We start from the raw sequence: 23,105 nt of genomic DNA on the forward strand, positions 1-23,105 counted from the left end.
TGAAATAAGGTCGCCAGCCTTTTTTGCCTAAAACTTTGAACCGGAGAAGCGCAGCCAGCCAGAAGTTGTTTTGCGGTACATGTACGCACCAGAATACCTGATCTCACCGAGGGTACCCGAGGGGTCGCTGGTGCTGCTTGGCGCGACGCTGTCTATTTGAACGACTACAGGTGCCCGGATCGGACCAAAAACCGTGAATGCACCGTTGTCATCAGCCTGCCAGATGGGCCCATTCTGCGATCGATACGTCAGAAGACCTGAGTCCCATGTCAGGGAACGATTGTAAGCTCCATTGGCGCCCCCATCGAACGCAATACGCTGGCGAGGCGCCAACAAAACACCGGGCGCATCCCCCATCGGCGTGGCCCGCGAGGCGTCGAAGGCCGCTACGTTGTAGGGGGTCGTCAGTTCGTAGCCCACGCCGATGTAGCTGTTCGGTGAGTTGGTGCCGAGCGAAACGCCCGTAGCCACCGACATCACCTCGTCGGGGTTGTCCTTATCGGGGTGGTTGGCGATCTGCCCCTGGATAATGATGCGACGCTTCTCAGTGTCGATCTTGGCGCCGACTACATCGACCTCGATGCCGACCTGCGTGCCGAGGTACTTGCCGGTGTCGTCCTGATTGAGGAACAGGCCCGCCCAGGTCGCGGAGGTGCGCTCGCCACTCTTCGTTCCGGGGGGCGCGCCGAACCGGAAAGCCGTGCCGTTGACGGCCACATGCTCGGCCGCCGGCCCGGTGTCGTACACCCGCATGATGGTCTGGTTGCACCAGACGAAGTTCTTGGAAGGCGCCTTGGTGCCATCCCCGTTGATGTTGCAGTTCATCAGGGCGGCCGGCATCACATTCGCCTCTTTCCCCCCCGTGTAGTTGATCTGGCGATCGATGCGGAAGGGCGGCGCGAGGTCCGGCTTGGTGTCGAGCCGGGAGAGAAATTCGGAATTCCCATGGAGGATGGATCGGGTGAGATCCGTGCCGATGTTGGTCAACGGGGTGACGCCGTCCGCGAAGAACGCCGGCCCCTCGATGTTCCACAGCACGTCCGAGGGACCGGCGGCGCTATACCCCGCGAGATTGACGGCGCCGGGTGGGATGGCGATGACCTGCCCTTTTTTGGCGGCCGAGCGCGTGGCCGCGAAGGCGCTAGCGTCGTTGGTCGTGCCATCGACCTTGGCACCGAAGTTTCGCACGTCGAGGCGGTCGGCCGCGCGGTCGCTCAGGGACCGGCAAACGTTGCCCCCCCGCGCGGTAGCGCACATGCCCCCGATGGGGCCGGTCGAGTCAGGTTGAACAAGGATCAGCTTATCGAGTGTGGTCGGGCCACTGCCGCGCGGTGGCGAGCCTGGGTTTTCGAACGCAAGTACAGCAGATGGAAGGAGCGTGGCGAGGGCCAGCGAGATCCAGGCGGAAGTTTGCATCGGGCCTCCAGGGGACGGAACGAGACGAGCGCGGCTAGGCCGGTCTTCGCTACAACGCCAACGGGGCGATTCGGGTGGACGTCATAACCGAAAACGGGTTCGAATGCGGATCTGTCATTCGAACCCCCGACCCTCTCATTACGAGGGGGCAGGCGTCATTTTCATTGAGCAAAATGGCGAGTGGCTGGGGATGCGCTGAAGCATAAACACTCGCAAGTCAATCAGTCCTTGGGGTTGGGGCCGGATCCTTTCCAATCAACTCCAAGCAAAACACCAAGTACCAGCATTAGCGCTTGCCCGAGACTGCTAATCAGGGTTGATACACCTGGGTGCTCTCCAGGCATTGCTTCCATGCCCGAAAGTATTGCAATGATAAAAACCAAAACTACAAGCGCCACCAAAGCCAACGAAGCTTTTTGCGAACGGCTTTCGAATTTTACTCGACCGAATTTCCACAACGGAATTTCTATGAGAAGCGGAGCAGCTTCTTCTCCAGGCTGTAGTGGAGGCGAAGGTTCCGAAGCGTGTCCAGGTGTATCGACTTTGCGCGACATTCAAGTAGCAAGCTGGGCAAAATGATCGCGGATCTCGTTGATTTCAAGACGTTCATTGCGCATGCAAGAGTTAGTTGCGCGTCGCCGAGCCAGGGACCAGGGAGCGCCGTCCTTATGTGTCATGTCTGACAATTCTCTGCCGGAGAACCGCTTATAGTTATCCCATACCCAAGCAATTGTTTCTTCGGCGTCCGGGTCGTTTACTGGTTGCGGCGCGATAATCATTCTTCGCAATGCCTCGTTCCACGTGTATGCAAACCTGCGTATGGGCTGATCTTTATACTCACGGAACTCATAGTATACCGTTGGGACAACCGGGCCGTAGTCCCACGCCTCAAAATACTCGTTGATTAAAGGCTGCCCATCCCTCTCAGCTATGTAATAGCCGTTAGCATAAAACAGCAGCTTCTGGAGCTTCATCGGATCGAGAGGCGATCCATCTCGGTTGGCTAACGTGATGAAGGCGTTGGCCACCTGTTTTGCTTTGTACGGCATGGCAGGTTTTCCGCTTCGAACCGCGACTCTTCCATCGCACGGATTTGTTTGGCTTACTAACAGTTTCCACAGAGTTTTCACAGCGATCACAGCGGCCTGATTTCACGGACGCATGGATTGTGGCTTTTGGTTTGCTGCCACTTGCCACGCAGGCGCTTCACCGAGGTCATCGAACCCGCTACCGGATCGCCGACTGAGCATTCCGCAGGCTGAGGTCATTCGCCCGTCCCTGCGCCCGCTCTACGGCAGCCCCGACCGACGCCGGATCGCTCGCACCATCGATCTTGATGTTGGTCACAGGCGCCATCGTCACCGTAGCTCCAGCCGTGTTGTTGACCGTGCTGCTGCCGAGGGGGGCTGCGCCGAGACGGTTTACGTCGAAGCTGCCGGGGCCGAAGCCTTTGGGGATTGTGAAGCCTGGCGCCGGGATCGCGGCGGCTCTTTGGGTCGGATTGGTCCCGCCGGCCAAGTCCTGCCGTGCCAGGGCTGCTGCGGCGGCCGCGCGCTCTGCGGGATGGTTCTTGAACCCTTCCCATGCTCCGAGGCCCTGCCGGCGAGCGATCCAGTGCGCCATCCGATCCTGAGTAGCCGCATCGAAGTTCGTCTGGTCCATATCCATGCCCAGCGCCTTCGCGGCATCCTTCATCGTGGAGCCTACGATCTGGTAGCGCCCGAGGGCTGACGAGTTCGGGTTGCCGGGCTGCCGGCGCATGAAGTCGCCGAGCACCTTGATCTGGCTCAGGGTCATCTGAGTCAGCTTGACCTCCTTGCCGCCTGGCAGGAACCGCCCGTGCCCAAGCGAGGTGTCGTAGCCGGTGCGGTAAGTACCCTCAGCCCGAGCGATGTTGTCGAGGAGGCCGGGGGGCACCGGTCCAAGCGGCGTCCGGTCGCTGACCGCTGCGCTGGCCGATCCGACTCCGAGCGCACCCTTCAAAGCACTCAGGCCCCTACGCAACAACCCCGGCTTCTTATCGTCGACCGCGCTACCTGGCACACCGACGCCGGTCTGTGTGGCTCGGTCTACGGCTCCTGCGGCCGCAGCCCCGCCTTCGACGAACCCGGTCGTCTTACCTTCGACCCACCCGAGCAGGCGCTTGATTGCGTTCAGCCCCGCCGACATGTCTGTCGCGCGGTCCAGTTCAGCCAGCCACGTCATCACGCTCTTGATGGCGGTGGCCACCTTTTCGAAGACATCAACGACCTTTTCCCACATTCGCAGGAAAGAGCCGTCCGAGGTCATTTCCGCTGCGCGATCCGACAGGTAGCCGAAGAGTTCGGTGCCCTTGTCGATCACCATGCCGAACGCGGTCGAGGCGGCGGTTACAGCCGTCTCGATACCCTGGAAGACCGTCTGGACTAGCTCTGGATGAGCGTTTAGCCACCGTGTGACGGCACCGCTGATCTTCTCGATGGCTGGCAACATAATGGACGTGAGTGCTTCACCCGCGACCGTCACAACGCTGCCCAAAGTTCCGAGCGCTGCGGAAAAATCGGCCGACTGCTTAGCGACCTTCTGCGAGTCGACACCGAACACCCGTCGCAGCGAATTGATCTCGGCCATCTTGGCTTTGATCTTGTCCGCGTTCTTATCGAACAGATTAAACTGTTCCTCGCTGATACCGAGCAATCCAGCCATCAGCGCACCGCTGGCATAGGGGTTCTTTTCCCGGATCTTATCGACGGATGCGATCAGGTCCGTCACAGCGTCCCCAGTCTCCTTGACGCCCAGATCCTTGATGTACTGCTTAACCCCAGGGTTGGTCCGCTGCGCCTTGGCGAACGCTTCGATGGCCGCGTTCGCGCTCTGCGCGGAACCACCGACTTGGCTGAAGGCGTACTGAAGGGCTTTGATGTTCTGGACCGTCGCGCCCGTCCGACCGGAGGCGTAGTAAAGCTGATCGAAGGATGAGACGATGCCCGCCGCAAACTGCGCGGCGGCTTTGGCCGCCTCGATCAGAGCAGCCGCCGCAAGATTTGCCTTCGTGACGGCCGATGTGATGGCGCCTTCGAATTTGGCTTGCTGATTGCCATCCATCTTGAAGCCAAGAGCAAGCTGGAAGGTCTTGAGAACGTCATCGGACATAGCGGCTCCTCACGTCATGCTTCACGTAGCCATTCGAAATCTTCACGACGTAGGTGATGGATCTGATGAACTGGCCCGTGTCGATGAGCGGCGTCATCTTGCCGGCCGAGCGGCGGTTCTTCCTGCGGTGAAGTCTTGCGTAGACCGTGCGCTCGGACAAAGCGGGGGCGATGCCCTCTGAGATGCGGCGCTGTATTGAACCCTGTGCAATCAATCCGACACGCTCTAGGGCTTTCGCGGCTTCGGCGCGGGCGGCACGGACGTCCCCGTCACTCGCGATAGCTGCGTCGATGACTTTGCGAGCGCCTGTTGCAAGTTGCTTCGTGATCTGGTCGCGCACGGCCTCAACGCCGGGTACAAGCCACGGGCGCGGGGGCAAATTCGTCTCCAGGTCGCCCGTGTCGAGAATGTAGCCGAGGGCAGCATTGCTGATCCCACCCTCGTGCTCGCCCGCTTCTGCCGGAATGCCGACAAGGACCTGAGAAGCATCCAGAATTGCGAGTGCGCGGCGAACAGCGCGTGCGACGTCCTTTTCTGGCATTAGGCTGCACCCCTCGGTGGGCCGTCGCCGTCGCCGTCGGCTAGCAGCGCAACGTTGCGGATTAGGGCCTGCCGAAGCGTCACCTCGATCGCACAGGCCAGATTGGCGAGGGCCATGCCGAAGCCCTCGGGCACCAACCGTTGGATGGTGCACGGCATGGCATCCGGCTCACCCGGCGAGCGCAAGATGATGCCCCAGGTCTCCGGCCCGACCGTCGTGACGATCCGCGCGGCGATCACCTCCACCGAGCCAACACGGGCGTGCAGGATCTCGTCCTCGAACTCGAAGGCGCCTTTGCGCCGGATCGGTAGTCGGGTGATCTCACTCATATCCCGCACTCCAAAAGGGTGGCGGCCACCAGCGCACTAGGGAAACTGCGCCGCCTGTCCTGGTTACTTGAGGCACGCCACTCGGGGACTTGGCGCGACACGGCAGGGGGAGCGCCGTGCTGGCTGCGTGGGCTGATGATCCCGGACCCGCAATCCGGGCGCAGCATCACGCGGCGTTCGAGAAGGGCAAAAGCATACCCGGAAGCGGCGCGTCGGGATCGGTTAGGAGGCTATGCGCCGCCGTCGTCCAGGCTCCGATATCGGCCGGGGGCAAGGCCGCGTCATTCGACAGGATCGGCGCAAGGATGCGCTGGGCCTCAAACATCAGATGCCGGCGCGGATCGTCGGACGACATGCCGACCGGAGCCCCCTGCCCAATCAGGCTGACGACAGATGCGAGTTTCGCGAGTTCGATGCGGAGAGGCGTGGCCGCCGCGACGACCGCCGGAAGTGCCTCCCAGAGGATCGCTGTGCGGGCATCTGCGACATTGCTCTCAGACATGCGAACCGTGTCGCCGCGCTGGCGAAGGGTCTCGCGCATTACCTCCTGCGCCTGTTGGATCGCCGCCTTGCGTCGCTCCGCAGCCGCCTTCCGGGCCTCGGCTTCGGTGAGCCGGTCGTTGCCGGGCATGGCATCGCCCCGCATCACGGATGCCATGACGGCTTCCCGCTGCCCGGCCCCCGCCTGCCTGATCTCGTCTTCGATCTCAGACATCTCCGCATAGATGCCGCTCAGTTGCTCGTCCAAGCGGCTGGCTGCCGTGCTCGCCTCGGCGAAATCTGCACGGCTACGGGTTAGCTTCTCGATCTCGGCTGCAAGGGCGGCGCGCATGGGGTCGCGCGACACTTCTTGCTTGAGTGCTGGGCGGCCCATCAGTTCAGTCGCCCGTTGTGCGGGAACATCTTCTCAAAGGCTTCCTGCGCGGCTGGGCTTCGCTCAGGCTGGTTGCCCGCCCTGCGCGCTCGGCTATCCAGAGCCAGCTTCTCCGTTACGGAAAGAGCACCGCCACGGGTGCCGCCTCCCACTGCACGGCGGTTCTGGCTGTCGAGGGCCAGCATCTGCCGTCGCTTGATCGCCGCGTCCGCCGCCATGGCCTTGGCCGGCACGCACTTGTCCAGCAACTCATCCAGCTTGAGCACGTCTGCCTCCGACAGCTTCGGAGCGCAGAATTCGAGGATGGCGTTCATGGTATTGGGGGTCATAGTTCTCTCCTTCAGTAGCGAATGGATGCGAAGCGGCCGGCTCGGAGCGGGCCGAAGGCAGCAGCCTGTGCAGCGGTGACGATCAGGGGCTTTGACGCGCTCTCAGCGTTCACGATGGCGCCCGCGACCGCGTTCGCGACATCGTCGTGCGCCCCCTTCATCTGCGGATGGTCAATGGTGTCCCGGCCCGTGCCGCGCGAGGTCCGACGCTCCAAGGACACAAGCTGCTTTTCCAGCTTGGGCACGTTGAGCAGCCGCACGCGCTGGCTGTTCAGCACGGGGAGGAAATCACGGTAGATGTCGGTCTTGGAGCGCTCGGACGCGACGTAGCTGACGCCGTGCTGCTTGAAGCGCTCAGGGACCCACGAGCCGGCGTAGCGATCACCCGTCACCGATCGAATGCCGTAGGTCTTCAGGAGCCCACAGAAGCGCTCCACCACCGCATCCGGGTTCGTGCCGGGGTATTCCTCGCGCACCGCGTCGAGCACGATCACGTCGCCGTCCCGATGCGCGATGGCCAGGGTCATGCTGTCGGCGCCACCGCCGGACGGGTCCACGAAGGCCGTGTAGCGCGTGCTCGAAGACGGTGCCCGCTCCTGAAGGCTGCCATCCAGCATGCAGGCCTGGACGGCCTCCAGCGTCACGAAGGCCTCCACGTCGGAGCGGAACTCGGCGCCAAACTCGGCCGAAGCCGCAGCGGAGTCGCGCTCGTACTGCCGGGCCACGAAACGCTCGGACAGGCTCGGGTTCATCACCCGCGAGGCTGCCTTGGCCACCAGCACGGTTGGATCGGCATCAGGGCCGTAGTGCCGCTGATAGGCCTCAAACACCTCGCCCTTGCGCGCGTAGGGGCTGCTGATCACGATGAGGGGCCCGCCCGTCGTCGCGAGCGCCGGGCGCACCGCGTCCAGGATCTCCTTGTCCGGGTTGGCCGAGTAGTCCGAACGCCAGTACGCCACCTCGTCCGCGATCGCCGCCACGGCGGTGATGCCGCGAATGGTGCGCCAGGATGCCGGCCGCACCTCGATGTCGACGCGGGTGGACAGGCTGATGCTGTCGGCCGTCTCGCCCGTACGGAGCTTGCGTAGCAGGGGCGGCCCCGTGCGCGGATCGAAGATACCCGACAGGTAGGACAGTGCCTTGCGGGCCTGCACCTGCGTCGCCGCCATGATCGGGATCACACCCCGCTCGCCCGGCGCCAGCACGTCCGTGAAATCGCACAGCGCCGCGAAGTAGGACGAGGCGACCGCACAAGCGCGGGTCTTACCCCCACGGCGCCCGACGATATTCCACATCTCATGCACGGGCTCGTCAGGCTCGCGCTCGCGGCCGGTGAGTTCGCGGAACAGCTCGCGCTCGCTCGCCGTCAGGGGCTCGCCCTGCGAGGCGATGAGCAGCACGCGCCAGGGCAACCAGCTATCCCCGTCGAGGATGCCGGCGAAGAGGTTCTTGTCCTCCAGGCTTTGCCGCATGCTGAAGAGGCGCTTCATCGCGCAGCAGCCTCCCGCCTGGATTGAGAGGCGGCGTAGGTGGCCAGATCTGGGGTGACGTCCTTCGCGACCCGGCGCAGGCCAAGGGTGTTGGCGAGACGATTGAGCTGGCCCGAGAGGCGGCCGAACAGGTCGAGGTCGACGTTCTGGCCGGCGACCAGTGCGGCCTCCTGAAGCTCCAGGCTGAGGGCGAGTGCCGCAAAGCGCCGGGCCAACTGGCGCTGCACCTCGGAGAGATCACCACCGCCACCGAGATCGGACGCGACCGCACTGAGGATATCCCGGAACCGGCGAGCCTCAGGGCCGCGCCCGTCCGCATCATCCACGACGAAGAGGGCCGTGCCGTTCGTGACGCGGGAGCGCTGCCGGGGCGCGTGCTGGCTCATGCCGACATAGTCCAGGCACAGCCAGCAAAGCGATGATGAGATTGCGCGACAAGCATTCTGTCAGATCCTGATCTTGCTCTTAGCAAGTTAACAGAAAAATCTGTACTTGTCTAATCAGGAGATATATTGTCCGCAGGTGTTCCTTGTTGTTCGTGGCTGGCCGCAAATGCTTTGCGCCTGACGCTCTGACGCGCCCACTCGAAAACATTCTGCGGGGGTGTCATCCCCATGACGTAAACCGAACTTTCGTCCGGCGAGACCCGTTTGCCGTCAGACCACAGAGGACGCCATGGCCGAGAACCCATCGAACTTCGTGCGAGATTGGATCAGCGAGAACGTCCGGAGCGATCCGTCTCACGGGGGCGGTATCGATGCGCGGGTCGCCGAGATCGTGGAGCTTCTGAAGTCGGCATCGCGGGAGGCCGAGATCCCGCAGGACGATCCCGAGTTGGCACCAGACCTTTTGCGTGATCTGATCCAAGCCGCGATCGAAGGGCCGTCTCATCCCGCCCCTGGAGCAAGCCAATGACCATGGACATTCCAGCCGACGCCAAGCCCGGTGACATCCTGACGGCGGACGGACAGATCCTCTGCCGGGACCGCGAGCTTCACGAGTTCGGCTACTTCTCCGTCAGCTACGAGCAGGCGCAGATCGCCCGGGGTCACGGCTGGGGCTGCCGGTCGGGCGTGTTCCTTGAGGCGGAGCACTCGGACGAGAAGAGCTGGTCGCACGCTGAGGACGAGCGGCTGTACGCCATCGAGAACGGTGAGGAACCGCCGCTGGTGCGGATCTACCGCGAGGCGCCTCCGTCGTGTGCGATCGACACGCCTGCCTCTTGCCGGATGCCCTCCAGGTAGCCTGGCCTCACCGCTAAAGAGCGTGCCTAGGCCTGATCGCTCCCGTCGTTGCCGGCTCAGTCAGAGCCGCAGCGAGCGAGTTGGGGGCCTGTCGGTCGACGACGTTGGCGGAGTACAGGGAGCCGGCCGCAAGGAGGCCAATCGCCAACGAGGCTTTCAGAACCGTCCAGAGTCGGCCGAAGGCGCGGTGCATGATGCGTTCCTAACAGTGTCGGCGACATTGCTCCGGTTTGGTTAGGGGCCCCTTAATGTTGCCGGCTTACCGCTTGCATACGGTGGAACTCGCCTCGCAAGCGGACCGAATTTGAACGATGCTCAAATCTGCCCGCGTTATCGCCTGGCTGCTACTCGCCGCCCTGGTTATCGTGACAGTCTGCCCGATTGAGTACCGGCCACATCCACGGGGCTTTCCGGTCACAGTTGAGCGGTTGGGCGCTTTCGCCCTGATCGCGTTCCTCTTCGCCATTGGCTACCCACAGCACCGTTGGCGGGTCTGTGTGCTGATCGTTGTCGCAGCCGGCGGCCTTGAGGCATCCCAGATGCTCGACCCCTCTCGCCACGGCCGTGTTGCAGATTTCGCAGTGAAAGCACTCGGTGCCGTCTTGGGAGTTGCCGGGGCGTTTGTGATCAGCCGCTTCGCTTCTCGTCCTGCCAAAGCTTGCGCCTAAACGTGGCGTCCTGGATGCCCGGATTTCCTCTCCAGGGATCGCAGATCGTGGGTCTGAGCGTGGGTAGTCGCTGCGCCTTAGATACTAAGCGATTGGAGATAGGCATCTAATTCGCACGCCGAGGCGGATACCATATCCGCCAAGGGTGTCAGTTCGCCTTACGCCCTAAGTTGAATTTAGCCATCCCGGCGACGCGCTTCCGTTGGCGCAGCGATTTATTCGGCGAGTCGGTGTGTCTCTGCGGCTCTCTCCCAGCATTCTGAAGCCACCGCATCCATACAGCGCACGCTCTGTAGCGACCCGCTTCCGTTCGGCTGTCTCATGCCCGAACAACCCGTAGACAGGACCGTTTCAACCACCCCCCCATTTACGGATCAAAGCGCCGACGAAGCGATCGCGCTACGAGCCTTTTTGCGCCACCCCCCGAAAGTGGAGTGGAGGTGGGTGGAGAGTGGGGGCTCTAAGTTCCGATCTCCACTTCTCCACCTTCTCCACCCCCTATAGGGGGTGAGAAGTGGTGGTGGTGGCGGAACCGGCTCTTGGGGTGTCAGTCTGAAGCTGGCTCACCGACCTCAACAAACGGCCGGAGCTTGCCCTTACTGTCGCGCTCCTCAACCACTACGAACATGCCATTCGTAATCCAGACCTTCAGAAGCTGACCGATCCGCTGCTTGTGCTGCTCATTTGCTGGATCTAGCCCAAGGGCTCGCGCGATCGGCTTACCAATCCAATCGTTCGCTTGGACGCTTTGGCGATAGCGTGCGCCTGCTGCGATGCCGCCGGCAACCTCCTGTTGTGCAGCTAAGAGATCCTTGGTCTCCAGTCCTTCTAGAGGATCGGGCCACTCCCACGGCTCCACGACGGCGACATGGTCGCTGAGGTCGAGGAAGTGGAAGCTCTCCGGCCCGTTGCCGAGCGACACCGACGCGAGCCTGTACCAGGACGAGCGGTCTGGCGGTGGCGCGAGGTTGGCCTTACCGTTGTCGACCCGGAAGTGAGCCCGGTGGTTCTCGACGCCGGCCCGTTCGGCTTCCTCCTTCGTCATCTGGTTCAGGACGCGCGCCGAGCGGGCGGCGGCCAGCAGGGACCCGGCACCCCGCCCATCCTCGACGGTGGTGTTGCCGGGCGTGCCGATGCCCTTGCGGACATGGTGGACCAACTCGAAGGCGCAGCCGGTCTGATCGGCGATGCGGTTGAGCGCCTTGGCCACCATGTCGATCGCGCCGTTGTCGTTCTCGGAGACGCGGTGGGTCGAGATGAAGGGGTCGAGGATCACCACGTCGAGGGCGTTGGCCATGATGGTGTCGCCGAGGGCGGTGATCACCGGTTGGGCGAGGACGGTGCCGGCGCGTGTCGTCTCGGCGATGACGATCTCGGACGTGCGGCCGGAGTCTAGGAACAGACGTCCCTCAAGCTCCTCCGGCTTGATCCCATAGTGCAGCAAGATCGCAGCGACGCGGCGCTCGATCTCCTCCAACGGGTCCTCACCGCACCAGTACCAGACGCGGCACGGGGTGGTGATGGGAACGCCAAGGAGGGGCCGCCCGCTAGCGAGGGCGATCGCCTCCACCAACTCCAGGCTCGACTTACCGATGCCGCCGGGCGCCACCGTCGTGGAGATGAAGCCCCTGATCAGTCGACGATCATAGATCCATGCGCGGGGCGGGATCTGGCTCGGCTCGCGGTAGACGTACGGCGTCGCTTGAAGCGACACCCTTTTGTCCGCCGGCTCCGTGACCGGCACGCCCATGAGAGGCGGCCAATCGCGCTCAGGGCCCAGCGCTTCCAGTTCGGCCGCGAAGGGGTCCGCTCTCATGCAGTCTCCTTCAGCAAGGAGGCCGGCTGAGCCTGCCGGCGCTGCGCCTGCTCAGCCTTCATGTCTTTGAGGTCCGCCATCGCGCTGACCGAGGCCCTAGTGCAGGCGACAAGGCAGCGGATGGCGTAGGCGAGGCCGGCATCATTGCCGATCTCGGCATAAGTCCGAGCCACGTTGGCGTGGATCTCGGCGCCAGCCAGCGTCTCGGCGATGAACTGCCGGTAAGCCTCGGGCGTGCCGTAGGCGATGTGATCGTGAGGATCGCTCATTTGCGGCTCCCCCATGTCTCAGGGACCGCGAAGGCGAGTTCGGCCACTTGCGCGGCGAGCGCAGGCGAAAGATTGAAGCGCCGAGCGAGCCGGGACGCTTGAAGGAAAGAGGCGGGTGCGATACCTTCAGCACTGTCGATCTGCCGAGAGACAGTTACCGAAGCCCGAGCGCGATGGCCGTCGCGCCGGGTTTCGTCGTTTTGGAAAGCCATCCCTCTACGCAGCCTCCATCTCAAGAGATGCGAGGAACCCGCGCAGGCTGTCGGCCGGGATGAGCGTGCGGCTTCCGACCTTGATGGTCCGCAACTTCTTCTCACCGATCAGCCCGTAGAGCGTCGTGCGTCCCAGGCCGGTCGCGTACAGCGCTTCAGGTACCGTGTAGGCAAGCTTCTCTGAAGACGCACACAGGTCTCCCTGGAACGTCCGTGCTTGTTGCAAAGCCATATTGACAAGTCCCTCTGTATTCATCGCCGTCCGGCGGTGAACAATTAATGGGATCGGTCTATTCGATAAGCCATTGGTTTATTCAGACATCTGGCGGATGGCCGGAAACTATTTTGGCCACTTGTCGGATGGCGGAAAATCGCCGGGCCGCCTCTGGAGTCGCTTGGCGATTGCTGTGCTGGTGAGGTCCCCCTTCCCCCCGCGTTCAACAATCCACTCGTTAGCTTTATCGACGATGCGCTCAGCGTAAGCGTTTACGCCGACCCTTTTATTCAAAGGCCTGGACAAAGGTTGGGTTAGAGCATAGCGAATGGCATCATCTTCCTGAGATCCAAGATCGGCCAAAGCGCGCAAGGCGTTTGCGGTCCTATCTTTGCCGAACTGTTTTTTCAGAGAATCGGAAGTCAGTACCAAGCCGCCGGCCGCAAACAATCCATACATAATATTTGCGACTGCACTGTTTAGCCTACGCGCAAGCACTTCGTCGTTTGCCGCGATGGCATTAATGCTTGCTCGGAAAATCTCGGCGCCTACTTCAAGGCTCAGAGCGCCCTGGGCGAAGATTGCGGCGTCGCTCTCTAGGATACCGCCGTCTTTTTCGGCAAGCATTAGAGTAGTCAGCGTCGAGCGAACAATCTTATCGATCTGGCGCGTATGCTTCTGATCGATGGCATCAAGCCTATCGGTTGCCATAGATTACCTTTGACCTGATCCAATGCAGCGAGCTGCCCAAGCTTCCATCAACTCGCGCCGCTTCAGCAGGAGGTCGCCACGCCGATAGGCCGCCTCAACTTTGTCGGACACGATGTGGGCCAGCGCCATCTCCACGACCTCGGACGCGAAGGCAGTCGTCTCGGCCGCCCAATCGCGAAACGTGGATCGGAAGCCGTGAACCGTGAGATCCGACCGATCCATCCGCTTCAGCAGTTCCAGCATCGCCATGTTGGAAAGAGGTTTGCCGCGCCGGCCGCCGGGAAAGACGAAGGGACCACCAGACGGGCCCGGCAGGACGGCGAGAAGATCTATCGCAACCGCCGACAGCGGCACGCGGTGCTCACGCCCGCCCTTCATCCGCTCGGCGGGGATCGTCCACATTGCCGAGGCCAGATCAATCTCGGACCACTGCGCGCCGATGGTCTCGCCGGTACGGGTCGCCGTCAGGATGGCGAACTCCAGCGTACGGGCTGCAATGGCATCCTGCGACCGGACGTCGACCATGAAGCCGGCGATTTCGGAGTAAGGCAGAGCGGCATGGTGCTGGACCCGCCGGACCCTGGACCGCTTCGGCAACAGGTTCTGAAGGTGTCCTTTCCACCGGGCTGGGTTCTCGCCCCGCCGGTAGCCGTGGGTCGTGGCCCAGTCCAAGATCGCCTCGATGCGTCCTCGCACCCGGCTAGCCGTCTCGGACTTCGTCGCCCAAATCGGTTCGATGGCCCTCATCACGAGGCCGGTGTCGATGCCCTGGACGGGCAAGTTGCCGAACGCAGGGTTGGCGTAGGTGTTCAGCGTCGCCTGCCACTGCGCGGCGTGCTTGGTGTTTCGCCAGCCGGCCTTGTGCGACTCGATGTAGGCTGAGGCGCATTCGGCAAAGGTCATGGCCTTGGCGGCTTCCAACCGGGCCTCCCCGCGCTGGACCTGGCGTGCCTCGATAGGGTCGATGCCCTCAGCGCACAGCTTGCGGCAGGCCAGCGCCTTCTCGCGAGCCTCGGCCAGGGTGAAGGTCGAGAACGACCCCAGGCCCATCTCGCGGGACCGGCCGTTCAGCGTGAAGCGGAAGATCCAGCTCTTAGCGCCGCTTCCCGATGCCTGGAGCCAGAGACCGCCGCCATCACCATACATGCCGGCAGCCTTGATTCGACCCGCCGTCAGGGCACTGAGCTTCCCCGGCGCCGCCATCCTTCCCCCGCCTCTACCCACATCCGAAACGCGGATTGTGGCGCACAACGGCGAACGCTGGCAACGCCCTGGTTCCGAAAAACCGTTCGTTGTCAGTGGGGTTATAGATGAAGATGGACGGTGGCGAACAGTTATCTGGCGGAGACGGAGGGATTCGAACCCTCGATACCCCTTTCGGGGTATGCTCATTTAGCAAACGAGTGCCTTCAGCCGCTCGGCCACGTCTCCGCAGGCCGCCGATCTAGAATTTCGCGCCGGGCGGGTCAAGCGACGTTTCGCGGCATCCGGCAGAATGTCGGTTCGAGGCGCTGTGCTGGACCCGCATCAGGCCTCGATGAGTCGCTTGCGCTGCACCTTGCCGTTGGGCGTGCGGGGCAGGGCATCGAGGAAGCGCACGGCGCGCGGGCACTTGTAGGCGGCGAGCCGCTCGCGGCACCAGGCCATCAGGGCCTCGGCATCCACCGTCGCGCCGGGGGTGCGGACCACGAAGGCCGCGATGACCGTGAGGTCGGCGCGCACCGCGAGTTCCGTGACACCTACCTCGGCCACCTCCGGATGGCCGATGAGCACCCCCTCGACCTCGTTGGGCGAGACCCGGTAGCCGAGGGCGTTCATGAGGTCATCGTTGCGGCCGTGGAAGGTGAGGTAGCCGTCCGCGTCTAGGCTGGCGAGATCGCCACCAGCGAACCAGTCCCCCCGCATCACGGCGGCCTCCTCCTCCGGCCGGTTCCAGTAGCCGAGCATCAGCCCGGGCTCGCTGCGATGCACGGCCAACAGGCCGATCGCGTCGGCGGGCAACGGCTCAGGCGGCCCGTCGACGGGCAGGATCGCGACGCGGCGGCCAGGCTGCGGCTTGCCCGGGGAACCGGCACGGACCGGGACGGTCGGGCCGCTCGACACGTAGGTGGAGATCTCGCTCATGCCGAGCGCCTCGTAGAGGGGCTTGCCCGTGGCCGCCTGCCAGGCGGCCAGGAGTTCGGGCGACAGCGCCTCGCCCGCCGTCACGCCGTGGCGCAGGGCCCCGAGATCCTGGGCCGGCAGATCGCCGTATTTGAGGATCTGGCGGTAGAGGCTCGGCACGGCGGCAAACAGGGTCGCCCGGTGCCGGGCAATCAGGCTCGGCCAGAGCGCCGGGTCGCGCGGGCCGTCGTAGAGCACCGCGGTGGCGCCGCAAGCCCAGGGGTCAGTGATGCCGACGCCGAGGGTGTAGGTCCAGTTCATGGTGCCGGCATGCAGCATCACGTCCGTCTCGGAGAGGCCGAGCCAGTGCGCGTGCATCGGGCGCCGCCCGCGAATGGCACGGTGCGCGTGCAGCACGCCCTTGGGCCGGCTCGTCGTGCCGGAGGTGTAGACCAGCGTCGCCGGATCGTCGGCCCGCGTGTCGGCGTACGCGGCGATCGGAGGCCCCGCCTTCATGGCGGCGATGTCGGCCGGGCCGAGCTTCAGGCACGACCCGAGGCTCGCCGGGTCGACCGGGTTCGCGTCGCCGACCACAACCGCGGCGGCGCCGGAATTCTCGAGGAGGAAGGCGGCCTCCGCCGGGGTCAGCTGGGGCGAGGAGGGCAGCGCGACGAGGCCGGCGGCGAGCGCCCCGAAATACACCAGGACGTAGTCCGCCTCGTTGCCCATGCGGATCATCACCCGCGCACCCTGCGGCAATCCAAGGTCGCGCAGGCCGGCCGCGATCCCCCGCACCGCGCGATCGGCCTCACCGAAGGTCAGGGTCCGGACGTCCGAGCCGGCTCCCGCCATGACCAGCGCGACCTTGTCCGGGCGCAGGCGGGCATTTTCGGCCAGGCAGTGGCGCGCGCCGTTGAAGAGGTCCGGGGCGGTCGCGGTGTCGGGCGCTGGTGACAAGGTCTGGAGCTCCGTGGTCTCGACGACCCTACGGATGCGCAAACCGGGCCTCCGCACAAGTGCGAAGCGCCACTCAGGCGGTGATCTCCCGGGCCGCCGTCAGCATCTCCTTCATCGCGTCCGACGCGGCCTGGTAGGCGGGCGTCCCGACCTCCCAGTTGCTGGCCTTGATCGCCTCGATCACCTTGCCAGCTTCCGCGAGCGCCCGGGCCTCCGCCGCGGCGAAGCGCGGGAAGGCCGGGTGGGACGCCGGCGCCGTGCCCGCGAGGCGCCCGGCGAGGCTGTCGCCGGGCCGGCCCGTCAGCGTGGCGACGGCGGCATCCGGCTGAGCGAGCCCGACGAGGATGCGCGCGAGCTTGCGCTTCCAGGCGCCCACATCGGCGGGGAGCCGGACGAGGGGATAGAGGGACGACGGGTGCGCGGCCGTGTCGAGCACGCCCTGGCCGCTGGTTTCCGCCCGGACCAGGCGCGTGGTGATCTTCTCGATCTCCTCGTGGGTCTTGGCCGCCTTGGCGGCGATGCTCTGCACGCTGTCGGAAATCTCGCCGGTGGCGGCGCGCTGTTGGCTCAGCATCTGCGAGATCGCCTGATTCATGTCGCTCGCCTGCGCGATGCGTCCGTTGGCGTCGGCGATGCGCTGCTCGAGATGATCGACGATGGCGCGGCCCGAACTGATGGCCCCCCGGCTCTCGCCGACGGCGTTCGAGATGGTGACCATCTCGGTGGTGAGAGTGCTGAGCAGGCCGCGGATCTCGCCGGTCGACTTGGCGGTCTGGGCCGAGAGCGCCTTGACCTCGGCGGCAACGACCGCGAAGCCCCGGCCCGCCTCGCCGGCCCGCGCCGCCTCGATGGTGGCGTTGAGCGCCAGCAGGTTGGTCTGCGCCGAGATCGCCGCGATGGCGGTGGCCATCACCTCGATCTGGGCGATGGCGTGCTCCAGCACGGTGACCCGCTCCACGATCTGGCCCGTGCGGGCATCGATCTCGTGCATGGCGGCGCGTGCCTGCTGCGCGTCGCCGATGCAGGCCTGCATCGCCGAAAGGGCGTCCTGCGCCACGGTGACGACCGTGTCGGAAGTTTGCGCCACCTCGGCCACGGAGGCGGCCATCTCCTCCGTGGCCCCCGCGATGGTCTGGGTGGCGCGTGCGACCTCACCCACGTCGTAGGTCATCCACCCGGTGTTGGTGGCAGCCTCCGAGGCTTCCCGCGCCAGGGCGGCGGTGCTGCCGAGGCTGTGCAGAAGGGCCCTGTCCCGACCGGCCCAGAGGCTCTCGAGTGCGCCCCGCAGCGGCCCTTCGGGTAGATCGACCGCCGGAATGTCCGGGTTAGCGAGCAGGCTTTCTACGGCCTTGATCAGCCGCCCCTCCTCGGTATCGGCGACGGGCTCCGATGCGGCGGCAGCGGGGATCTGCTTCCGGTCAGAACGTGCGAACGAAAATCCGAGCATCGAAGGCCAATCCAGGTGGTGTTTCGCCAAGCCTTAGCGACACACTATTAAGGCCCCCTTATCAGCACCGGCCTGCAGCCCTGAAGGCTCTGACGCTCGGAGGGACAGATTTCGCCGCGTCCCCATAATTTGCACCGCAACAACATCGTCGACTCTCGCAGACCCTGAACGTCGTGATGCTGATGTTCCACGGCTCACAATCGAGGATTGCCTATTTTCGGGCCCACACGAAATCATACGCGGACGGACATCGTGGACACCGCAACCTGCGACCGCCGAACGAAGGTGGCCGCGCGGCAGAGCCGATCGGGCGGTCCGACCGGGAACACGCCCGGATCGCGTTCCGCTCCTCCCGATTCACCCTCGGCTCGACGCCTCGGTCCTGCGTCCTTCAGCGGGGATGCGAGGCGCGTTCAAGCCGAGCGCGAGAGCAGCATCTCGCGGGGCCCGATCAGGCCGGCCTTGCGCTCGATCAGGGTCGGTGGTGGGACCGGTGCCTCGATGGTGCAGATCACGCCGGTTGCGGCGAAGACGAGCCGGACCTCGCCGTCGAGCTCGCGGGCGAGGCTGCGCTCGATCAGCCGGGAGCCGAAACCCGTCCGCGTCGGCGGCGCCACGGGTGGGCCACCCTGCTCGCTCCAGCGCAGGTTCAGGCGGGTCTCGGCCTCGCGATCCACCGTCCAGGCGATGGTGACGGTCCCGCCTTCCTGAGAGAGGGCCCCGTACTTCACCGCGTTGGTGCCGAGTTCGTGCAGCGCCATCGCGATGGAGAGGGCGAGGCGGGGAGGCAGGCGAAGGGCCGGGCCCGAGACGTGGAAGCGCGAGCGTTGCCCCTCCGCCGCGTCGAGGGGGGCGATGGCATCCGCCACGACATTGCTGAGTTCGGCCCCGTCCCAACTCTCCCGCGTCAGCACGTTGTGCACCCGCGCGAGCGCCAGGAGCCGCGCCTCGAACGCGCCGCGGGCGGCGCTGGCCTCGGCACCCTCGAGGCGGCGGAGGGACTGCCCGGCGATGGACTGCACCGTCGCGAGCGTGTTCTTCACCCGGTGGTTGAGCTCGTGGATGAGAAGCTGCTGATGCTCGGCGGCGCGCTTGGCATCGGTGATGTCGACGTTGCAGCCCGTATAGCCGAGGAAGTTGCCGGTATCGTCAGTGCGCGGCACGCCCTCGCAGCGGAGCCAGCGCACGATGCCGTTCCGGTCGATCACGCGCACGTCCGCCTGGAAGGGGACCCGGTTCTCGAAGGCATTGCCGAACAGCGTCGAGAAGATCTCGTAATCTTCGGGGAAGATGATCCGCCGCCAATCGTCACCGGTTATCTGCGCGGCGGTGGAGAGGCCGAACATGTGATCGAAATGCATGTTGGCGAAGCTGATCTGCGCGGTCTCGTCCGTCATCCAGATGAGGGCCGGCGCGGAATCGGCCATGTGGCGGAAGCGGGCCTCGCTCTCCCGCAGGGCACTCAAGCCCCGCTCGGTCTCGGCGAGCGCCCGATCGCGCTCGTCGCTGCGGGTGCGCAGGCGCAGGGAGGCCTCGGCCAGAACGTCGCCCAGGCGCCGGATCTCGTGGATCGGCGAGGTGATGCGCGGGATCACCTCGCCGCGCGCCAGGGCCGGCCCCGTGGCCGCGAGGCGCCGCAGCGGACGGGAAACGCGGGACCACAGGTGGACGGCGAGGATCGACGAGGTCGCCAGGACCAGCAGCCCGAAGCCGCAGAAGGCCCAGATCCAGTTGCGCAGGCGCGCCTCGACCAGGGCCTGGGGAATGACCGCGGCCGCCGTCCAGCCCGTGAGGCGGGAGCGGGCCTCCACCACCGTGACGGGCTTCGACTGCCGGTCCTTGCCCTCCCAGACGCCGGGCGTCGCGGTCTGGTGCTGGCGCAGGGTGGCGAGGCGAGGCGTGCCGATGATGGAATCGAGCGTCGGCACGCGGGCCAGGACGAGCCCTTCCCGGTCGGACAGCCCCGTGGTCCAGCCCGCGATTGCCTCGCGGCCGACCAGGCCCTCGAGGCGCGAGATCGGAACGGTGAAGCTGAGGATGTGAGTGACGCTGCCGTCGCTGAGCACGGGCACGGCCACCGCGTAGGTGGCGTCCCCGGGCTGCATCCCCTTGATGAAGCCCGACACCATCGCGCGCTGCGTCCCCGTCGCCAGTTCACGGTCGAACGGCAGCGCGCTGCGCGGCAGGGGGGCGGCGCGCGGGACGGCGGTGTTCACCACCTGCTGCCCGTCGGGCCGGCGCAGGAGGAGGTCGAGGCCGATGGCGTCGCGCACGAGGCGGGCCTGAGCGTCGAAGTTCTCGAACTCGTTGTCCTTCAGGCGCGGGGAGGTCGCCAGCGTCTGCAGCACCGAGACGAGGCCGGCGGTGTCGCGGTCCACCGAAAGGGCGATGCCCCGAACGGTCTCGCGGGAATCCTGCTCGAAGCGGGCCCGCTCCGTGCCGGCGTAGCGCACGAGGAGGATGGCGGTGAAGATGAGCCCCGGCCCGATCAGGGCGATCACGAGGGCGACGAGGTAGACCTGCGTCGAGAATCCGCGCTGGCGGATGCGCGCCAGGGCGCGCATCAGTGGGGCGTGGCGCCACCACCAGCGCCAGCCCACCGTCTCGTCCGCCCTGTCGTTCCGCACGGGATCGCTCATGGCCGGTCGATATGACCGAGGTCGCGCTCCGGGGCGAGGCGGTCACGCACCCGCTGCTTCAGGGTCTTCACGTCCGGAAAGCCGCCGTCCCGGCTGCGGTCCCAGATCGTGTCGGGCCCGCACAGGATCACGAAGACGCCCCCGCTGCCCGGGACCAGCGCGACTTCTCCGAGTTCCTCCCGGAAGGTCGAGAGGAGTTCCTGCGCCATCCAGCCGGCGCGCAGGAGCCACTGGCACTGCGTGCAGTAGGTGATGGAAACCCGTGGCTTTCCGGGCGATGGGCGGGCGTTCTCGACCATGGCGGGTAAAGCGACCGATCCCCTTCGGGTTGTCAACCATGCCGCGCCCCGTATTCGCGGCGCGTCCTTCCCGGATGTGCGGGCCGGGACGGATAACCCGTGAAAGTCGAGCTTCGGACCGGCACCTTTCCGCACGGCCAGGGTTGCCTATCTGTCGCAGGGGCCGGCCGGACCGCCGGAGCCGCGCGGACGAAGACGTTTCGGGGAGTGTCGATCATGCGTTCAGGTGCCGCCATCGCCGAAGGCCCCGCCGGGCGGGTCTGGTTCGGACGCGCCCGGGCCGTGGTGGCCGCGGTCCTTCTCGCCACTTCGCTCAGCGCCTGCGGCGCGATCAACCGGGTGCCGACCCTGGAGGAGCAGGCGAAATCCGCCTGGAGCGAGGTGCAGAACCAGTACCAGCGCAGGGCCGACCTCATCCCGAACCTCGTCGAGACGGTGAAGGGTTACGCTCAGCAGGAGAAGGACGTGCTGGTCGGCGTGACGGAAGCCCGCGCGAAGGCCTCGAGCGTCAAGGTCGATGCCTCGACGGTGAGCGACCCGCAGAAGTTCAAGGAATTCCAGGACGCGCAGAATCAGCTCTCGGGCGCCCTCGGACGGCTCCTCGTCACCGTGGAGCGCTATCCAGACCTCAAGTCGAACCAGAACTTCCTGGCCCTGCAATCGCAGCTGGAGGGAACCGAGAACCGGATCGCCGTGGCGCGGCGCGACTACATCGGCGCCGTGCAGGCCTACAACACCGAGGTCCGCACCATCCCGGGCCGCTGGATCGCCGCGTGGTTCTACCCCGAGGCGAAACCCATGGAGACCTTCACGGCGACGCCCAATTCCGAGCGCCCGCCGAACGTGAAGTTCTAGACCATCATGCGCAGTCCCGGCGCGGCGGCACGTTGCGACGCCATCGCCCGTCTCGGTCTCCTCGTCGCGCTGCTCCTCGGCCCGATCCTCGGGGCCGTGGCGGCCCACGCCGCCGAGCCCACCTTCCCGCCGCTCTCGGGTCGCATCGTCGATGCGGCCGGCCTCCTGGCGCCGGAGGCCAAGGTGAGCCTCGAGGCGAAGCTGAAGGCCTACGAGGACAAGACCTCGGACCAGATCGTGGTCGCCACGATCCCAAGCCTGCAGGACCGCACGGTGGAGGATTACGCCAACCGGCTGTTCCGGGCCTGGAAGCTCGGTCAGGCCAAGACCAACAACGGTGCCCTGCTGCTCGTGGCACCCAACGAGCGCAAGGTCCGGATCGAGGTCGGCTACGGCCTCGAGGGCGCCCTGACCGACGCCCTGTCCAAGGTCATCATCACCACGGCGATCGCCCCCCGCTTCAAGACCGGGGATTATGCCGGCGGTATCAACGCGGGCGTCGACGCGATGCTCTCGATCCTCTCCGGCGACGCGGAGGAATGGCACCGCAAGGCGGAGGTGCGCCGGGACGAGGCCGATCCCGGTCAGGTCGTCCTGTTCGTGATCCTGTTCCTCGTGATCCTCGTCGTGGTCTACCGGATGAACCGCGGCGGGCGCCGGCGCGGCGGCTTCGTCGTCCTCCCGGGCCCGTCCTCGGGCGGCTGGAGCGGCGGTGTCTCGGGCGGGTTCGACGGGGGCGGTTTCTCGGGCAGCGGATTTACGGGCGGCGGCGGCTCGTCCGGCGGGGGAGGGGCGTCGGGTGACTGGTGAAACGCGCGAACTCCTGAGCCGCGAGGCGCGCGAGCGCGTCGCCGAGGCGATCCGGCGGGCCGAGGTCGGCACGGCGGGGGAAATCGTGGTCCTGGTCTCGGCCCGGGCGGGCCTCTACCGATCGGCACCGTTGCTCCTCGCCCTGGCCTGCGGACTCGTTGCGCCCTGGCCGCTGATCCTCCTGACGCCGTGGAGTGCCGCCACGATCGCCCTGGCGCAGGCCGGCCTCGTGCTGATCGCGATCCTCGCCTCCTGCCATCCGCGGGCTCGGCTCGCCCTGGTGCCGCGCGCGATCCGCAGGGCCCGGGCCCACGAGGCGGCCCGGCGCGAATTCTGCGCCCGCGGCCTGACCCAAACCCCCGGCCGCACCGGCGTCCTCATCTATCTCGCCCGCGCGGAAGGGCATGCGGAGATCGTCGCCGATCGGGGGGTGGCGGCGCGCGTCCCGGCCGAGGCCTGGGCGGGGGCGATCGATCCGCTCCTCGCCGCCCTGCGCCGAGGCGAGGCCGAGCGCGGGTTGATCGCGGCGGTCGACGCGGTCGGAACGATCCTGGCGCGCGCGCTGCCGGCGGAAGCAGCGCCGGTCGACGCGCTCTCGAACCGGGTCATTCTCATCGGTTGAAGGGGGCGCTCGGGCGCAACCGCGCGATGCGAGACCACAACGTTGCGTTCAAACGCCGGGTTTTGAAACCTGCCTCCCCTGGCTCTTCTCAACGTTTCACGCCAGAAAGACCCTTGACGATCTGCCAC

Annotated in this window: 25 protein-coding genes and 1 tRNA gene; 6 read left to right on the top strand and 20 right to left on the bottom strand. The window is 65.7% G+C overall.

Annotation, left to right across the window (positions count from 1 at the left end):
* Positions 1-27: 27 nt before the first annotated feature.
* From MKK58_RS09420 to MKK58_RS09465, 10 genes are all read right to left on the bottom strand, one after another.
* Positions 28-1,416: a hypothetical protein gene (locus MKK58_RS09420; protein WP_243911830.1), complete on the bottom strand. Its 1,389-nt coding sequence runs from the start codon at positions 1,414-1,416 to the stop codon at positions 28-30.
* Positions 1,417-1,637: 221 nt separating this feature from the next.
* Complete coding sequence (locus MKK58_RS09425; protein ID WP_243911831.1) at positions 1,638-1,970, bottom strand: hypothetical protein; 333 nt, start codon at positions 1,968-1,970, stop codon at positions 1,638-1,640.
* Positions 1,971-2,465 (bottom strand): Panacea domain-containing protein, encoded by a 495-nt coding sequence (locus MKK58_RS09430; protein WP_243911832.1) that lies wholly within the window; start codon positions 2,463-2,465, stop codon positions 1,971-1,973.
* A 178-nt stretch (positions 2,466-2,643) separates the two neighbouring features.
* Positions 2,644-4,548, bottom strand: a complete 1,905-nt coding sequence (locus tag MKK58_RS09435) for a hypothetical protein (RefSeq protein ID WP_243911833.1) — start codon at positions 4,546-4,548, stop codon at positions 2,644-2,646.
* Positions 4,538-5,089, bottom strand: a complete 552-nt coding sequence (locus MKK58_RS09440) for a hypothetical protein (RefSeq protein ID WP_243911834.1) — start codon at positions 5,087-5,089, stop codon at positions 4,538-4,540. The genes MKK58_RS09435 and MKK58_RS09440 overlap by 11 nt, the downstream gene beginning before the upstream one ends.
* Complete coding sequence (locus tag MKK58_RS09445; RefSeq protein ID WP_243911835.1) at positions 5,089-5,418, bottom strand: hypothetical protein; 330 nt, start codon at positions 5,416-5,418, stop codon at positions 5,089-5,091. Before MKK58_RS09445 ends, MKK58_RS09440 begins: the two co-directional genes overlap by 1 nt.
* 166 nt (positions 5,419-5,584) lie before the next feature.
* Positions 5,585-6,250, bottom strand: coding sequence for a hypothetical protein (locus tag MKK58_RS09450; protein WP_243911836.1), 666 nt, complete (start codon positions 6,248-6,250; stop codon positions 5,585-5,587).
* A 41-nt stretch (positions 6,251-6,291) separates the two neighbouring features.
* Complete coding sequence (locus tag MKK58_RS09455) at positions 6,292-6,621, bottom strand: hypothetical protein (RefSeq protein WP_243911837.1); 330 nt, start codon at positions 6,619-6,621, stop codon at positions 6,292-6,294.
* Between the two features lie 11 nt (positions 6,622-6,632).
* Complete coding sequence (locus MKK58_RS09460) at positions 6,633-8,111, bottom strand: hypothetical protein (protein ID WP_243911838.1); 1,479 nt, start codon at positions 8,109-8,111, stop codon at positions 6,633-6,635.
* Positions 8,108-8,497, bottom strand: coding sequence for a hypothetical protein (locus tag MKK58_RS09465; RefSeq protein WP_243911839.1), 390 nt, complete (start codon positions 8,495-8,497; stop codon positions 8,108-8,110). Before MKK58_RS09465 ends, MKK58_RS09460 begins: the two co-directional genes overlap by 4 nt.
* Positions 8,498-8,786: 289 nt before the next feature.
* Between MKK58_RS09465 and MKK58_RS09470 the strand changes: the two genes are divergently transcribed.
* The 3 genes from MKK58_RS09470 (at position 8,787) to MKK58_RS09480 (ending at position 10,023) form a co-directional block, all read left to right on the top strand.
* Entirely contained in the window at positions 8,787-9,026 is a 240-nt protein-coding gene (locus tag MKK58_RS09470; protein WP_243911840.1) for a hypothetical protein, read from the top strand.
* 2 nt (positions 9,027-9,028) lie between these two features.
* Positions 9,029-9,355 (top strand): hypothetical protein, encoded by a 327-nt coding sequence (locus MKK58_RS09475; protein ID WP_243911841.1) that lies wholly within the window; start codon positions 9,029-9,031, stop codon positions 9,353-9,355.
* Between the two features lie 311 nt (positions 9,356-9,666).
* Positions 9,667-10,023, top strand: coding sequence for a VanZ family protein (locus MKK58_RS09480; protein ID WP_243911842.1), 357 nt, complete (start codon positions 9,667-9,669; stop codon positions 10,021-10,023).
* A 547-nt stretch (positions 10,024-10,570) separates the two neighbouring features.
* On the opposite strand, the gene MKK58_RS09485 is transcribed toward MKK58_RS09480, so the two are convergent.
* The 10 genes from MKK58_RS09485 to MKK58_RS09530 form a co-directional block, all read right to left on the bottom strand.
* Positions 10,571-11,839, bottom strand: coding sequence for an AAA family ATPase (locus MKK58_RS09485; protein ID WP_243911843.1), 1,269 nt, complete (start codon positions 11,837-11,839; stop codon positions 10,571-10,573).
* Positions 11,836-12,108, bottom strand: coding sequence for a hypothetical protein (locus tag MKK58_RS09490; protein ID WP_243911844.1), 273 nt, complete (start codon positions 12,106-12,108; stop codon positions 11,836-11,838). Before MKK58_RS09490 ends, MKK58_RS09485 begins: the two co-directional genes overlap by 4 nt.
* Positions 12,109-12,324: 216 nt before the next feature.
* Positions 12,325-12,576, bottom strand: coding sequence for a helix-turn-helix domain-containing protein (locus tag MKK58_RS09495; protein WP_243911845.1), 252 nt, complete (start codon positions 12,574-12,576; stop codon positions 12,325-12,327).
* An 84-nt stretch (positions 12,577-12,660) separates the two neighbouring features.
* Complete coding sequence (locus MKK58_RS09500) at positions 12,661-13,245, bottom strand: hypothetical protein (RefSeq protein WP_243911846.1); 585 nt, start codon at positions 13,243-13,245, stop codon at positions 12,661-12,663.
* A gap of 3 nt (positions 13,246-13,248) precedes the next feature.
* Positions 13,249-14,448: a tyrosine-type recombinase/integrase gene (locus MKK58_RS09505; protein ID WP_243911847.1), complete on the bottom strand. Its 1,200-nt coding sequence runs from the start codon at positions 14,446-14,448 to the stop codon at positions 13,249-13,251.
* A gap of 136 nt (positions 14,449-14,584) precedes the next feature.
* A tRNA-Ser gene (locus MKK58_RS09510) sits at positions 14,585-14,676 on the bottom strand.
* A 96-nt stretch (positions 14,677-14,772) separates the two neighbouring features.
* Positions 14,773-16,305 (bottom strand): class I adenylate-forming enzyme family protein, encoded by a 1,533-nt coding sequence (locus MKK58_RS09515; protein WP_243911918.1) that lies wholly within the window; start codon positions 16,303-16,305, stop codon positions 14,773-14,775.
* 73 nt (positions 16,306-16,378) lie between these two features.
* Entirely contained in the window at positions 16,379-17,752 is a 1,374-nt protein-coding gene (locus MKK58_RS09520; RefSeq protein ID WP_243911848.1) for a methyl-accepting chemotaxis protein, read from the bottom strand.
* A 413-nt stretch (positions 17,753-18,165) separates the two neighbouring features.
* Entirely contained in the window at positions 18,166-20,316 is a 2,151-nt protein-coding gene (locus MKK58_RS09525) for a sensor histidine kinase (RefSeq protein WP_243911919.1), read from the bottom strand.
* Positions 20,317-20,387: 71 nt separating this feature from the next.
* Positions 20,388-20,690: a SelT/SelW/SelH family protein gene (locus MKK58_RS09530; RefSeq protein WP_243911849.1), complete on the bottom strand. Its 303-nt coding sequence runs from the start codon at positions 20,688-20,690 to the stop codon at positions 20,388-20,390.
* A 216-nt stretch (positions 20,691-20,906) separates the two neighbouring features.
* Here MKK58_RS09530 and MKK58_RS09535 point away from each other — a divergent pair, with 216 nt between their 5' ends.
* The 3 genes from MKK58_RS09535 to MKK58_RS09545 are packed head-to-tail and all read left to right on the top strand — an operon-like array spanning position 20,907 to position 22,977.
* Positions 20,907-21,545 carry a LemA family protein gene (locus MKK58_RS09535; protein ID WP_243911850.1) on the top strand — a complete coding sequence of 213 codons (639 nt, stop codon included), beginning with the start codon at positions 20,907-20,909 and terminating at the stop codon, positions 21,543-21,545.
* Between the two features lie 6 nt (positions 21,546-21,551).
* On the top strand, positions 21,552-22,355 hold the full coding sequence (locus MKK58_RS09540) for a TPM domain-containing protein (RefSeq protein ID WP_243911851.1): 804 nt from the start codon (positions 21,552-21,554) through the stop codon (positions 22,353-22,355).
* Entirely contained in the window at positions 22,345-22,977 is a 633-nt protein-coding gene (locus MKK58_RS09545; RefSeq protein WP_243911852.1) for a TPM domain-containing protein, read from the top strand. The genes MKK58_RS09540 and MKK58_RS09545 overlap by 11 nt, the downstream gene beginning before the upstream one ends.
* The last annotated feature ends 128 nt before the right edge of the window (positions 22,978-23,105 follow it).

The sequence above is a fragment of the Methylobacterium sp. J-078 genome, assembly GCF_022829285.1.
Taxonomy (GTDB): domain Bacteria; phylum Pseudomonadota; class Alphaproteobacteria; order Rhizobiales; family Beijerinckiaceae; genus Methylobacterium.